At 44.1% G+C, this 515-nt stretch carries 1 protein-coding gene; it reads left to right on the forward strand.

What is annotated here, in order from left to right; genetic code table 11:
• Positions 1 to 515 (forward strand): efflux RND transporter periplasmic adaptor subunit (locus AB5935_RS25300; RefSeq protein ID WP_368327788.1); only part of this gene is annotated, 515 nt, incomplete at both ends.

Here is a 515-nt window from a genome sequence, read left to right on the forward strand (position 1 = left end):
GTGTTGTTCATTGTTGATCCGACTCAATACGAAGCAGCTGTACGCACTGCCAAAGCAGCAGTGGCTACAGCAGAAGCAGCAGTGAGCACTCAACAGATGACGTATGACAATAAGAAAGAGTTGAACAAAAAGCAAATCATCAGTGACTATGACCTGGCAATGGCAGAAAACTCCCTGGCACAGACCAAAGCCCAGCTGGCACAAGCAAAAGCACAACTGACCACTGCTCAACAGAACTTGTCATTCACACAGGTTAAAAGTCCGTCAGATGGCGTTATCAACAATATCCCTTATCGTGTAGGAGCATTGGTAAGCCCTTCTATCGCTACACCGATGACTACTGTTTCCGAGATTGACGAAGTATATGTATACTTCTCAATGACAGAAAAGGAATTGCTGGCAATGACCAAGTCCGGTAGCACTATCAAAGAAGAAATCAGCAAAATACCGACTATCAAACTACAATTAATCGATGGTTCCACGTACGATATAGAGGGTAAAGTGGATGCTATCAC

The sequence above is a fragment of the Phocaeicola sp. RTP21198st1_B8_RTP21198_201120 genome (assembly GCF_040929485.1).
GTDB lineage: Bacteria > Bacteroidota > Bacteroidia > Bacteroidales > Bacteroidaceae > Phocaeicola > Phocaeicola dorei.